14 protein-coding genes are annotated in these 13,483 nt (G+C 62.7%); all 14 read left to right on the forward strand.

Annotation, left to right across the window (positions count from 1 at the left end; all coding sequences use genetic code 11):
- Positions 1-5: 5 nt before the first annotated feature.
- The 14 genes from BPHY_RS01850 (at position 6) to BPHY_RS01915 (ending at position 13,439) form a co-directional block, all read left to right on the forward strand.
- A complete protein-coding gene (locus BPHY_RS01850; protein WP_012399791.1) occupies positions 6-434 on the forward strand; it encodes an HIT family protein in 429 nt (142 codons plus the stop codon).
- An 8-nt stretch (positions 435-442) separates the two neighbouring features.
- Entirely contained in the window at positions 443-856 is a 414-nt protein-coding gene (locus tag BPHY_RS01855; RefSeq protein ID WP_012399792.1) for a gamma-butyrobetaine hydroxylase-like domain-containing protein, read from the forward strand.
- A gap of 69 nt (positions 857-925) precedes the next feature.
- Positions 926-1,657, forward strand: a complete 732-nt coding sequence (ubiE, locus tag BPHY_RS01860; protein WP_012399793.1) for a bifunctional demethylmenaquinone methyltransferase/2-methoxy-6-polyprenyl-1,4-benzoquinol methylase UbiE — start codon at positions 926-928, stop codon at positions 1,655-1,657.
- Between the two features lie 36 nt (positions 1,658-1,693).
- Positions 1,694-2,689 (forward strand): Tim44 domain-containing protein, encoded by a 996-nt coding sequence (locus BPHY_RS01865; RefSeq protein ID WP_012399794.1) that lies wholly within the window; start codon positions 1,694-1,696, stop codon positions 2,687-2,689.
- A gap of 108 nt (positions 2,690-2,797) precedes the next feature.
- The gene (locus BPHY_RS01870; protein WP_012399795.1) at positions 2,798-3,442 is read left to right on the forward strand and encodes a ubiquinone biosynthesis accessory factor UbiJ; all 645 of its coding nucleotides are present in this window, start codon (positions 2,798-2,800) and stop codon (positions 3,440-3,442) included.
- Positions 3,443-3,457: 15 nt separating this feature from the next.
- Positions 3,458-5,041 (forward strand): ubiquinone biosynthesis regulatory protein kinase UbiB, encoded by a 1,584-nt coding sequence (ubiB, locus tag BPHY_RS01875; protein ID WP_012399796.1) that lies wholly within the window; start codon positions 3,458-3,460, stop codon positions 5,039-5,041.
- A gap of 22 nt (positions 5,042-5,063) precedes the next feature.
- A complete protein-coding gene (locus BPHY_RS01880) occupies positions 5,064-5,705 on the forward strand; it encodes a methyltransferase (protein ID WP_012399797.1) in 642 nt (213 codons plus the stop codon).
- A 138-nt stretch (positions 5,706-5,843) separates the two neighbouring features.
- Positions 5,844-6,188, forward strand: coding sequence for an FmdB family zinc ribbon protein (locus tag BPHY_RS01885; RefSeq protein WP_012399798.1), 345 nt, complete (start codon positions 5,844-5,846; stop codon positions 6,186-6,188).
- A 70-nt stretch (positions 6,189-6,258) separates the two neighbouring features.
- Positions 6,259-6,915 carry a DUF502 domain-containing protein gene (locus BPHY_RS01890; protein WP_012399799.1) on the forward strand — a complete coding sequence of 219 codons (657 nt, stop codon included), beginning with the start codon at positions 6,259-6,261 and terminating at the stop codon, positions 6,913-6,915.
- A gap of 72 nt (positions 6,916-6,987) precedes the next feature.
- Positions 6,988-8,787: an aspartate--tRNA ligase gene (gene aspS, locus BPHY_RS01895; RefSeq protein WP_012399800.1), complete on the forward strand. Its 1,800-nt coding sequence runs from the start codon at positions 6,988-6,990 to the stop codon at positions 8,785-8,787.
- 170 nt (positions 8,788-8,957) lie between these two features.
- On the forward strand, positions 8,958-9,434 hold the full coding sequence (gene nudB, locus BPHY_RS01900) for a dihydroneopterin triphosphate diphosphatase (RefSeq protein ID WP_012399801.1): 477 nt from the start codon (positions 8,958-8,960) through the stop codon (positions 9,432-9,434).
- Entirely contained in the window at positions 9,431-10,711 is a 1,281-nt protein-coding gene (gene clsB / locus BPHY_RS01905) for a cardiolipin synthase ClsB (protein WP_012399802.1), read from the forward strand. Before nudB ends, clsB begins: the two co-directional genes overlap by 4 nt.
- 240 nt (positions 10,712-10,951) lie before the next feature.
- On the forward strand, positions 10,952-11,557 hold the full coding sequence (locus BPHY_RS01910) for a TetR/AcrR family transcriptional regulator (RefSeq protein WP_012399803.1): 606 nt from the start codon (positions 10,952-10,954) through the stop codon (positions 11,555-11,557).
- A 94-nt stretch (positions 11,558-11,651) separates the two neighbouring features.
- On the forward strand, positions 11,652-13,439 hold the full coding sequence (locus tag BPHY_RS01915; RefSeq protein WP_012399804.1) for an acyl-CoA dehydrogenase C-terminal domain-containing protein: 1,788 nt from the start codon (positions 11,652-11,654) through the stop codon (positions 13,437-13,439).
- Positions 13,440-13,483: the final 44 nt, after the last annotated feature.

Raw genomic sequence — 13,483 nt, forward strand, 5'->3', positions numbered from 1 at the left:
CGACGATGGACTGTATCTTCTGCCGTGAGGACGGCGGTGACGTGCTGTGGCAGGACGAGACGCTGCGTGTCGTCCTCGCCGACGAACACGACTACCCGGGCTTTTGCCGGGTGATCTGGAACCGGCACGTGGCCGAGTTCTCCGATCTGGGCGACGGCGAGCGCGATCGCGTGATGCGCGTGGTGTACGCGGTCGAGCGTGCGATCAGGCGCATCCTGCAACCCGTCAAGGTGAATCTGGCAAGTCTCGGCAACCAGGTGCCGCACGTGCACTGGCACGTGATCCCGCGCTTTTCCAACGACGCGCATTTTCCGCTGCCCATCTGGGCGCCGCGCCAACGTACGGTCTCCGAGGTGATGCTGTCGCAGCGACGCGCGCAGGCGACGCTGCTGCGCGAAGCGGTACGCAGCGAAATCGAACACGCTCTCGTCTAGAGGTCATCATGAGTGGATTGACACCCGACACGCCCGTGCCTACGGGCGTCGTCGTTCATGCCGTATCGCGCGTGCTGGAACTGCAGTACGCGAACGGCAACAGTTACCGCGTGCCGTTCGAACTGATGCGTGTTTATTCGCCGTCGGCGGAAGTGCGGGGTCATGGCCCCGGTCAGGAAACGCTGCAGACGGGCAAACGCGAGGTGACGATCACGGCGCTGGAAGGCGTCGGCAATTATGCGCTGCAGCCGACTTTCTCCGACGGCCACAACACGGGTATCTACTCGTGGGATCTCCTGTGGGATCTCGCGACCCGCCAGGACGAACTCTGGGCCGAATATCTCGACAAGCTTCAGGCGGCGGGCGTCGATCGGGACGCGCCGATGCCCGTATCCAGTCCAGCGCACGGCCATAGACACTGATACGATTCGGCGGCGCGCCGCTCAGGTGCGACGCAACAATTTTCAGAATATGCGAAAGGACGAAGCGCGATGACCCAAACCCACTTCGGCTATCAGACAGTCGACGAACAGGAAAAAGCGAAGAAAGTGGCCGGCGTATTCCACTCGGTCGCCTCCAACTATGACCTGATGAACGACCTGATGTCGGGCGGGCTGCACCGCGCGTGGAAGGCGTTCACGATCGCGCAGGCCAACGTGCGGCCGGGATACAAGGTGCTCGACATCGCGGGCGGCACGGGCGACCTGTCGAAGGCGTTCGCCAAGCGCGCGGGCGAGACGGGGGAAGTCTGGCATACGGACATCAACGAATCGATGCTGCGCGTGGGCCGCGACCGTTTGATCGACAAGGGTGTCATCACGCCGACGCTGCTTTGCGATGCCGAAAAGATTCCGTTTCCGGACAACTACTTCGATGTGGTCACGGTGGCATTCGGCTTGCGCAACATGACGCACAAGGATGCCGCGCTCGCCGAAATGCGCCGCGTGCTCAAACCGGCCGGGCGTCTGCTCGTGCTGGAATTCTCAAAGGTCTGGGATCCACTCAAAAAAGCCTACGACGTCTATTCTTTCAAGGTGCTCCCGTGGCTGGGCGACCGCTTTGCCAAGGACGCGGACAGCTATCGCTACCTCGCGGAATCGATCCGGATGCATCCGGACCAGGAAACTTTGAAGACGATGATGGAACAAGCTGGCCTCGACGCCGTCAAATATTACAATTTGTCAGCTGGCGTGGTAGCCTTGCATGTGGGGACGAAATACTGATGTCCTAACCTCCCGTTTTTAAAGGAAATTGAGAAAATGTCCGATTCGAATATGTCATCTCGTTGTAAGGTTAAGGGGTCGTGGGCGAGGAGAATCGGACTGATCGCGATGGTCGGCCTGATCTCCGTGGGCACGCTGGCCTCTCTCGACGCCGAGGCGAAACGCATGGGCGGCGGCCGCACCATGGGGCGTCAGTCCAACATCACGCAGCCGCAACAGCAGACGTCGCCGTCACCTTCGCAGTCGCCGGGCGCGCCGTCGCAAGCCATGCAGCAGCAGCGCCCCGCGACGCCCGCGCCCACGCCCGCCGCGCAGCCCAACCGTTCGCGCTGGCTGGGGCCGATCGCGGGTCTCGCGGCAGGTCTCGGTATCGCCGCGTTGCTGTCCCACTTTGGTCTGGGCGAGGCGTTCGCCGGCATGATGGCGAACATGATCGTGATCGCGCTGATCGCGTTCGTTGCAATCTGGCTGATCCGCAAATTCGTTGGCCGCAAGCGTAACGCGCAGACGCCCGCCTACGCAGGCGGCTCGCCGACGCTGAACGCGGGCGGCACGGGCTACTCGCAGGAACCGCGCTACACGGCGCCGCCCACGGGCTCGTATCTCGGGCCGCAAGGCAATCCGCTGACGACGCCCGATATCGCCGCCACGCCGGCCGTTCCGGCTGGTTTCGACTCGGAAGCCTTCCTGCGCAACGCGAAGGTCTACTTCGTGCGCCTGCAGGCTGCCTGGGATGCCGGCAATATGGACGACATCCGTGAGTTCACAACGCCTGAAATGTTCGCCGAAGTGAGGGTCGACCTGAGCTCGCGCGGCGCCGAGAAGAACCAGACCGACGTCGTGAAACTCGACGCCGATCTGCTGGGCGTCGAGGATCGCGGCAGCGAATACCTGGCCAGCGTTCGTTTCCACGGGCTGATCCGTGAAACAGTGGGGGGCTCGGCCGAACCGTTCGAAGAAATCTGGAACCTGTCCAAACGCACCGGCGAAGGCTGGCTGCTCGCGGGTATCCAGCAGGCGAACCTTCACTGATCCCGTAAAGGATTAGCCGTTCGGCAGAGCCAGGCTCGAAGCGAACGGACGTTACAATAGGAACCCGCGTCGGCAGTCGCCGGCGCGGGTTTTCTCTTTCCACTGCCGATGACCCTTGCCGCCAAGCCCTTCGCTGCTGCCGTCAACCATCTGCTCGCTCGCGAAACGTGGGCGCGCGAACGCCTCACCCCGTATGCCGGCAAGACTGCACGGCTGTCCTGTCCTCCCATCACGCTGATCCTGCTGGTTCAGCCGGACGGCTATCTGACCGCCGTCGACGAAAGCGAAGCGCATGCGTTCGATGTCGCGGTCGCCGTGCCGTCGGAAGCCGTGCCCGCGTTTCTGCAGGGAGGCCAGGCTGCCGTCATGAAGCACGTGAAGATCGAAGGCGACGCCGAGTTTGCCACCGTCATCGCGAAGCTCGCCGAGCATCTGCGTTGGGAACCCGAAGAAGATCTGGCGAAGCTGGTCGGCGACGGGCCCGCGTGGCGGATCGCGTCGGTCGCGCGCACGGTCGGCGATCATGTAGTGCGGACTGGCCGCAATCTGCTCGAATCGGTCGCGGAGTACCTGCTGGACGAAAACCCGCAGCTCGTGCGCCGCGCCGCACTCGACGATTTCAACGCCGAACTCGCGCGCGCGCGCGATGCACTGGCGCGGGTCGAGAAACGCATCGAGCGTCTGGAACAGAAGGTCGTAGCCCGCGGCGCCGATGCGCCCGGCGCCGCCGCCATGTCGCGCGGCACGCGCTAGTCACCGGGCTTAACCATGCGTTTCCTGCGTTTCCTCAAGATTTTCTTTACCGTCATCCGGTTCGGGCTGGACGAGATGATGCTGAGCCGCGTCAACGACCGCCGCGTGCGGTTGTTGCTGCGCATTACGACGATCGGCCGGAAATTCGATCAGCCGCCTGGCGTGCGGCTGCGTCTGGCGCTCGAAAGCCTCGGGCCGATCTTCGTAAAGTTCGGCCAGGTGCTGTCCACACGCCGGGACCTGCTGCGCCCCGATATCGCCACCGAACTCGCGAAGCTGCAAGACCAGGTGCCGCCCTTCGATTCTGCGGTGGCGATCGCCATCATCGAGAAGTCGCTCGGCGCTCCCGTCGATACGATCTTCGACGACTTCGAGCGTGTGCCCGTGGCGAGCGCGTCGATTGCACAGGTGCATTTCGCGACCCTGAAGATAGGGCAGCACGCGGGCAAACAGGTCGCCGTGAAGGTGTTGCGGCCGAACATGTTGCCCGTGATCGATTCCGATCTCGCGTTGCTGCGCGATATCGCCGTGTGGGCCGAGCGCCTGTGGGCGGACGGCAAGCGTCTGAAGCCGCGCGAAGTGGTGGCGGAATTCGATAAGTATCTCCACGACGAACTCGACCTGATGCGCGAGGCCGCGAACGGCAGCCAGCTGCGGCGTAACTTCGCGGGGCTCGACCTGTTGCTCGTGCCCGAGATGTATTGGGAATACTGCACGGCGAACGTGCTGGTCATGGAGCGGATGGTCGGCGTGCCGATCAGCCAGGTCGATACGCTGCGCGTGGCGGGCGTTGATATTCCGAAGCTGGCGCGCGAGGGTGTCGAGATTTTCTTCACGCAGGTGTTCCGCGACGGATTTTTCCACGCGGACATGCATCCCGGCAATATTCAGGTAAGTCTCGATCCTGCGCATTTCGGGCGATATATTGCGCTGGATTTCGGCATCATTGGCGCATTGTCGGACTTTGATAAGAACTATCTCGCGCAGAACTTTCTGGCGTTCTTCAAGCGCGACTATCACCGTGTCGCCACGTTGCATCTCGAGTCGGGCTGGGTGCCGGCGACGACGCGCGTCGAAGAACTCGAAAGCGCGATCCGCGCGGTGTGTGAGCCGTATTTCGACCGCGCGCTGAAAGACATTTCGCTTGGGCAGGTGCTGATGCGCCTATTCTCGACGTCGCGCCGCTTCAACGTCGAAATCCAGCCGCAGCTCGTGCTGTTGCAGAAGACAATGCTGAATGTAGAAGGTCTGGGTCGTTCGCTCGATCCGGAACTCGACTTGTGGAAGACGGCGAAGCCGTATCTGGAGCGTTGGATGAACGAGCAGATCGGCGCAAAAGGCTGGTACGAGCGGCTCAAGATCGAGGCGCCGCAGTGGAGCAAGACGCTGCCGCAATTGCCGCGCCTGATTCATCACGTGCTGGCGCAGCGTCACGACGCGCAGCAGCGCGGCATCAACGACGAAACCATCCGCCAGATCCTGCTCGAACAGAAGCGCACGAACCGGCTGCTGCAAGGGCTATTGATGTTCGGTGTAGCAGTGGGCGTGGGCGCGGTGCTGGCGCGCGCGTGGCTCGCCATCGCGTACGGCGGCTATTGAGCGCATTCCACGAGGGTGTTCCATGAGTGACAAGAGGCCGTCCGTTCCCCCTTCGGCGCCGGACTTCGAAAACCGCGATCCGAATGCGCCCGGCTTTTGGGACGAGCGTTTTGGGCGTGGCTTCACACCGTGGGATCAGGCGGGCGTGCCGCCCGCGTTCAAGGCGTTCGTCGAGCGGCATTCGCCAGTGCCCGTGCTGATTCCGGGTTGCGGGAGCGCGTACGAAGCCCGGTGGCTCGCGGAAAAGGGCTGGACCGTCCGCGCGATCGACTTTGCGCCGAACGCCGTCGAGGCCGCGCGTGCGCAACTCGGCTCGCATGCCAGCCTCGTGCACGAGGCGGATTTCTTCACTTATCGGCCGCCTTTCGATCCCGGCTGGATCTACGAACGAGCGTTCCTGTGCGCGCTGCCGCCCGCACGCCGCTCGGACTGGGTTGCGCGGATGGCGCAACTCCTGTCGCCCGGCGGACTGCTCGCCGGTTTCTTTTTTATCGGCGCGACCGAGAAAGGCCCGCCGTTCGGCATCGAGCGCGCGGAACTCGATGCGCTCATGTCGCCCGATTTCACACTGGTCGAAGATGAACCCGTAGACGATTCGATCGCTGTGTTTGCCGGACGGGAACGCTGGCTCACGTGGCGTCGACGCGGCGCAGCAAGGGGTTGATCTTCGGCTTGCGCGCCCCCATCTGCTAGCGCGGCCGGGATGCCGGCCGTTTCCCTCGAATTCGAGGGCCGGCCATCGTTTGCGGCTATAATTCAAGGCTTTGCAAGCGCTCAAAGAGTTTTCAGTAGGGACAAGGTCATGCCGATCTACGCTTATCGTTGCGAGTCATGTGGCTTCGCGAAGGACGTGCTCCAGAAAATGAGCGACGCCCCGTTGACGCAATGCCCGGAATGCGGAGCCGATGCATTCCGGAAGCAGGTTACCGCCGCCGGCTTTCAGCTCAAGGGCTCGGGCTGGTATGTCACGGATTTCCGTGGTGGCAACTCGGCGGGTGCGCCCAGCAACACTCCAGCCGCAGCGGGCTCGAAGCCGACGGAAGGCAACCCAGACTCGGCTTCTTCGTCCGACAGTGCCACCTCCGCGAGCGCGCCGGCCGCCGCTCCTGCACCAGCGCCTGCTCCCGCCAGCAGCTCGGGCACCTAGCAGTTTCGCCGCCTCGACGAGGTGACGTAGACGCCGCGCAACGCAGTCGCGCGGATTTCTGGCGGTACACATGACGACGAAAAAGACGACGCTCAAATCGGTGTTTCTGACGGGCCTGCTGGTGCTGGTGCCTCTCGCCATCACGTTGTGGGTGCTTGGCCTGATCATCGGCACGATGGATCAGACGCTGCTGTTGCTGCCCCGTTCGTGGCAGCCTGAACGGCTGCTCGGCTTCCGCCTGCCCGGCCTTGGCGCCGTGCTGACGCTCGCTTTCATTTTTGTCGTCGGACTATTGACGCAGAACTTCGTTGGGCAGAAGCTGGTCGGCTGGTGGGAACTGGTCGTTGCGCGCATTCCCGTCGTCGGCCCGATCTATACCAGCGTCAAACAGGTGTCCGACACGCTGCTGTCGTCGAGCGGCAACGCGTTCCGCAAGGCGCTGCTGATCGAATATCCGCGCAAAGGGTCCTACACCATCGGGTTTCTGACGGGCATTCCCGGCGGCGACGTGGTCAATCATCTCCAGGAAGACCACGTCAGCGTGTATGTGCCGACCACGCCGAACCCGACGTCCGGCTTCTTCCTGATCGTGCCGAAGGCCGAAGTAATCGAGCTCGATATGACCGTCGACGCCGCACTCAAGTACATCGTCTCGATGGGCGTCGTCGCTCCGCCGGCCAATCAGCCGCTGCCGGAGCGCCGCACGCCTGTCGAGCCACCGCTGTAATGCCGGCTCGCGCCGACCACAACCTGGTATGGCGCGCGCCGTTCAACTAATGCAAAACGAAAGACAAACATCATGTCGATGAGATCTGAATACTGCGGTCTGGTGACCGAACACCTGCTGGGTCAAACCGTGTCGCTGTGCGGCTGGGTGAGCCGGCGCCGCGACCACGGCGGCGTTATCTTCATCGACCTGCGCGACCGCGAAGGTCTCGTTCAGGTTGTCTGCGACCCGGACCGCGCAGAGATGTTCAAGACGGCTGAAGGCGTGCGCAACGAGTTCTGCGTGCAGGTGAAGGGCGTCGTGCGCAATCGTCCCGAAGGTACGACAAACGCCGGTCTGAAGAGCGGCAAGATCGAGGTGCTGTGCCACGAGTTGAACGTGCTGAACGCGTCGGTGACGCCGCCGTTCCAGCTCGATGACGACAACCTGTCGGAAACCACGCGCCTCACGCATCGGGTGCTGGATCTGCGCCGTCCGCAGATGCAGCACAACCTGCGCCTGCGCTATCGCGTCGCGATGGAAGTGCGCAAGTATCTTGATTCGCGCGGTTTCATCGACATCGAAACGCCAATGCTGACCAAGAGCACGCCGGAAGGCGCGCGCGACTACCTCGTCCCGTCGCGTGTGAACGCCGGCCAGTTCTTTGCGTTGCCGCAGTCGCCGCAGCTCTTCAAGCAGCTGCTGATGGTCGCGAACTTCGACCGCTACTACCAGATCACGAAGTGTTTCCGCGACGAAGACCTGCGCGCCGACCGTCAGCCGGAATTCACGCAGATCGACTGCGAAACGTCGTTCCTGAGCGAGCAGGAAATCCGCGATCTGTTCGAAGACATGACGCGTCACGTGTTCAAGGAGACGATCGGCGTCGAACTGGATGCGAAGTTCGCCGTGATGCCGTATTCGGAAGCGATGAGCCGCTTCGGCTCGGACAAGCCGGACCTGCGCGTGAAGCTCGAATTCACGGAACTGACGGACGCGATGAAGGACGTCGACTTCAAGGTGTTCAGCACGCCCGCCAACACGAAGGACGGCCGCGTCGCGGCGCTGCGCGTGCCGAAGGGCGGCGAGCTTTCGCGCGGCGACATCGACAGCTACACGGAATTCGTCCGCATCTACGGCGCGAAGGGTCTCGCGTGGATCAAGATCAACGAAGTGGCGAAGGGCCGTGACGGCCTGCAAAGCCCGATCGTCAAGAACCTGCACGACGCGGCCATTGCAGCGATCATCGAGCGCACGGGCGCGCAAGACGGCGACATCATCTTCTTCGCGGCGGATCGCGCGAAGGTCGTGAATGACAGCCTCGGCGCGCTGCGTCTCAAGATCGGCCATTCGGAATTCGGCAAGGCGAACGGTCTGGTCGAAGCGGGCTGGAAGCCGCTGTGGGTCGTTGACTTCCCGATGTTCGAATACGACGAAGAGGAAAACCGCTACGTCGCCGCTCATCACCCGTTCACGAGCCCGAAGGACGAGCATCTCGAGTATCTGGAAACGGACCCGGGCCGCTGCCTCGCGAAGGCTTACGACATCGTGCTTAACGGCTGGGAAATCGGCGGCGGCTCGGTGCGTATCTTCCAGGAAGACGTGCAGAGCAAGGTGTTCCGCGCGCTGAAGATCGGTGCGGAAGAAGCGCGCCTGAAGTTCGGCTTCCTGCTGGACGCGCTGCAGTACGGTGCGCCGCCGCACGGCGGTATCGCCTTCGGTCTTGACCGCATTGTCACGATGATGGCCGGAGCAGACTCGATCCGCGATGTGATCGCGTTCCCGAAGACGCAGCGAGCGCAAGATCTGCTCACGCAGGCGCCGAGCGAAGTGGACGAGCGTCAGTTGCGCGAACTGCACATTCGCCTGCGTCAGCCTGAGCAGAAGGCGTAAATGTGACGGGTGCTTCACTCGTCGCCCAAACGGCGGCGAGTGTGCAAAGAACCAACGAAAAAGGCGCGTTATGCGCCTTTTTCCTTTTTTGCGATAAAGTCGCTGTAAGCTCCGCAGTCCGACATGCAATCGCGCCGTCCGTGACTCGACGTCGTACACGCTTTATCACCATGCCGAAACCGCCGAAGATTCCGGAATCCGTCCTCGTTGTCATCCACACGCCCGAACTCGACGTGCTGCTCATCGAACGAGCCGACCGGAAAGCGTTCTGGCAATCCGTCACCGGCTCGAAGGAGCACATCGACGAGCCGCTTGCCGAGACGGCGATCCGTGAAGTGGCGGAAGAGACGGGCATCGTGATCGGCGGCGCGCTCGTGCCGCGCGAGGCGCTCGTCGACTGGCATCATCAGATCGAGTTCGAAATCTTCCCGACGTGGCGTCATCGCTATGAAGACGGCGTCACGCACAACATCGAGCACTGGTTCAGCCTGCAGGTGCCGCGGCGCCTCGAAGTGACGCTCGCGCCGCTCGAACACACTGCGCATCTGTGGCTGCCTTGGCAAGAGGCTGCCGAGCGCTGCTTCTCGTGGTCGAATCGCGATGCGATCCTGCAATTGCCGCAGCGCGTGAAGGAGCGTTGCCGATGACGGGCGGCGGCCGCCGCCGCTTCGACCGGCTGACGCAGCATCTGCCCGGCCGGCGCTACTGGTCCAGGTATCGCTTTTGTTCCGGCAACACGGTGCGGCTCTTCACGGCGGGCGAGCCATACTTTGCCGCGCTGACCCAACGCATCGACGCCGCACAACGTGAAGTCGCACTCGAAACCTACATCTTTTGCGACGACCCCGCGGGCCGCCCCGTTTCCGACGCGCTGATCCGCGCCGCCAGCCGCGGTGTGCACGTACGGGTGATTACGGACGGCGTCGGCACCCAGCGTCTGCCGATGTTCAACGACTGGCAGGCGGCGGGCATCGAGCATCGCATCTACAACCCGCACATCTTCGGACGCTTCGGCTTCTCGCGCACGCACCGCAAGCTTGCCGTCGTCGATGGCGAGTTCGCCTACTGCGGCGGCATCAATGTCGTCGACGACTACGATCAGAACGGCGCGCGCCTGCCATACGCGCGCTGGGATTTCGCCGTCGAGTTGCAAGGGCCCGTCGTCGCCGACGTGCTCGAGGCGATCGACGTGCAGTGGGAGCGCATCCGCATCGGCCATCGACCGGCGCTTGCGCCGCCCGCGGTCGGCGGATCGACGCCGCAGGCAGCCACCGCGCGTTTCGTGCGCGCCCGAAGCAGCGCAGGTACGGCGGCTAGCGGACGAAGCTCGGACATGCGCGCGATCGCCGAGCCCTGCATCGCATTCGTCGCGCGCGACAACTTCGTCAACCGTCGTGCGATTGAAAGGGCATATCTGACCGCGATCGGCCAGGCGCGCTCCGAAGTGCTGCTCGCCAATCCGTACTTCATGCCCGGGCGCAAGCTCCGGCGGGCGCTGATGCTGGCGGCGCAACGGGGCGTCGACGTGCGGCTCGTGATAGGCAGAAAGGAATTTGCCGTGCTGGATTACGCGGTGCCCTTCCTGTATCGCCAGTTGCTCAAGTCCGGCGTGAAGATCGCCGAGTACGAGAAGACCATGCTGCATGGCAAGGTGGCCGTGGTCGATTCGAACTGGGGCACGGTCGGCTCGTCCAATCTCGACGCGTTGAGCCTGATGCTGAACAATGAGGCCAATGTCGTGCTGGTGCTGCATCCGGAGATCGACCAGTTGCGTGACGCGATTCTGGCTGCCTTCGACGAGTCGCGCCGCATCGACGAAAAACACTACGAATCGCGTCCCGCGGGCGAGCGTCTTCTGAACTGGGTCGCGTACAACACCTATCGGCTCGCGATGAAGCTGCTGACCGTCGGCGGCTACGATTAAGAAGATGACCGAATAAGGCAGACGAAATCCAGTCATAACAATCAAAATTGGGAGACAACCGTGCGCATTTCTGGCAAATGATTCTAAAAATTCCGCATCGTCCGATTGGCGAATGGCGGAAAATCAAAATCCTGGTTAGAAACCCGTTTCTAATAAATTTCTTGTTTCGCGGACGGTCGGCCATCAATAATGGTACGACCGTTCGATTTTTCTTTCGGTCAAATCAGACGGTACACAGCTATGCGAAAAGGCGAACAAACGCGAGCCGCGATTCTCGATGCAGCACTCGATCTGGCAAGCCGCGACGGACTGGAAGGTCTGACGATCGGCCTGCTCGCCGAGCGCATGCAGATGAGCAAGAGCGGAGTGTTCGCGCATTTCGGGTCGCGCGAAGACCTGCAGGTCGAAGTGGTGCGCGAATATCACCGTCGCTTCGAGGACGAGGTGTTCTTCCCGAGTCTGCGCGAGCCCCGCGGCTTGCCGCGCTTGCGCGCGATGATCTCGCGCTGGATCGAGAAGCGCATCCAGGAAGTAACGACGGGATGCATCTACATCAGCGGCGCGGTCGAGTACGACGATCGCGCGGAGAGCGCGGTGCGCGAGCAGCTGGTCGCGAGCGTCACGATGTGGCGTGCGGCGCTCACGCGAGCCATTTCGCAGGCAATGGAGGAAGGGCATCTGCGCGCGGACACCGATCCGCAACTGATGCTTTTCGAACTGTATAGCTTCACGCTCGGCCTGCATCATGACGCACGCTTCCTGCATCTGCCCGATGCCGTGCGCCTTACGTGGGCCGCGCTGGAAAAACTGATTGTTTCGTATCAGAGCGAGAGCACAAGCTGCTAGCGAGGCTGACGGGGTCCTCATCGGATGGATCCAGACGGCGCGGAGGCTGGCAGCGGGGCTCGAGCCAACACCTTTGGATTGATTGGAGAGACTCATGGGACAGTACGCCGCGCCGTTGCGCGACATGCAATTCGTGTTGCACGAGCTGCTGAACGTCGAAGCCGAGATCAAACAGATGCCCAGGCACGCCGATCTGGATGCCGACACGATCAACCAGGTGCTCGAGGAAGCCGGCAAGTTCTGCGCGGAAGTGCTGTTCCCGCTTAACCAGAGCGGCGACCGGGAAGGCTGCACATACGAAGGCGATGGCGTCGTCACCACGCCGAAGGGCTTCAAGGAAGCATACAAACAGTACGTCGAGGCGGGCTGGCCCGCGCTCGGCTGCGATCCCGACTTTGGCGGCCAGGGCCTGCCCACATTCGTCAACAACGCGCTGTATGAGATGCTGAACTCGGCGAACCAGGCGTGGACGATGTACCCCGGCCTGTCGCACGGCGCCTACGAGTGTCTGCACGCGCACGGCACGCCGGAGCTGAAGCAGGCATATCTGCCGAAGCTCGTATCGGGCGAATGGACGGGCACGATGTGCCTGACCGAGCCGCATTGCGGCACCGACCTCGGCATCCTGCGCACGAAGGCCGAGCCGAAAGGCGACGGCTCGTACGCGATCAGTGGCACGAAGATTTTCATCTCTAGCGGCGAACACGATCTCGCCGACAACATCGTGCACCTCGTGCTCGCGCGTCTGCCGGATGCGCCGCACGGCACGAAGGGTATTTCGCTGTTCGTCGTGCCCAAGTTCGTTCCCGATGCGAACGGCAATCCCGGCGAGCGCAACGGCGTGAAGTGCGGCTCGATCGAACACAAGATGGGCATTCACGGCAACGCGACGTGCGTGATCAATCTCGACAATGCGAAGGGATGGCTCGTCGGCGAGCCGAACAAGGGCCTCAACGCGATGTTCGTGATGATGAACGCGGCGCGTCTGGGCGTCGGCATGCAGGGTCTCGGCCTGACGGAAGTCGCCTATCAGAACTCGCTCATCTACGCGAAGGAGCGGCTGCAGATGCGCTCGCTGACGGGCCCGAAGGCGCCGGAAAAGCCCGCCGACCCGATCATCGTGCACCCGGACGTGCGCCGCATGCTGCTCACGCAGAAGGCTTATGCGGAAGGCGCACGCGCTTTTACATACTGGTCCGCGCTGCATATCGACAAGGAGCTGTCGCACGCCGACGAAGCCGTACGAAAGGACGCCGCCGACCTCGTCGCGCTGCTCACGCCGATCATCAAGGCGTTCCTGACGGACAACGCGTTCGAAGGCACCAACATGGCGATGCAGATCTACGGCGGCCATGGCTTCATCGCCGAGTGGGGCATGGAGCAATACGTGCGCGATGCACGTATCAACATGATCTACGAAGGCACCAATTCGATTCAGTCGCTCGATCTGCTGGGCCGCAAGGTGCTCGGCGACATGGGCGCGAAGCTGAAGAAGTTCGGCAAGCTGGTGACGGATTTCGTCGAGGAAGAGGGCATCAAGCCGGAGATGCAGGAGTTCGTCAATCCGCTCGCGGACATCGGCGACAAGGTCCAGAAGCTGACGATGGAAATCGGCATGAAGGCCATGCAGAACCCGGACGAAGTCGGCGCGGCCGCCGTGCCGTATCTGCGCACCGTCGGCCATCTGGTGTTCTCATACTTCTGGGCGCGCATGGCCCGTATCGCGCTCGACAACGAAGCTTCCGGCGATCCGTTCTACAAGTCCAAGCTCGCGACCGCACGCTTCTACTTCGCGAAACTGCTGCCCGAAACGGCCTCGACGATCCGCGCCGCGCGCGCCGGCGCGAAGACGTTGATGGACATCGACGAAGCGCTGTTCTAAGCCATCGAAGGCGGCGCACGCGGCCGTGCGCCGCCCACCCTCTC

Source organism: Paraburkholderia phymatum STM815 (genome assembly GCF_000020045.1).
GTDB lineage: Bacteria > Pseudomonadota > Gammaproteobacteria > Burkholderiales > Burkholderiaceae > Paraburkholderia > Paraburkholderia phymatum.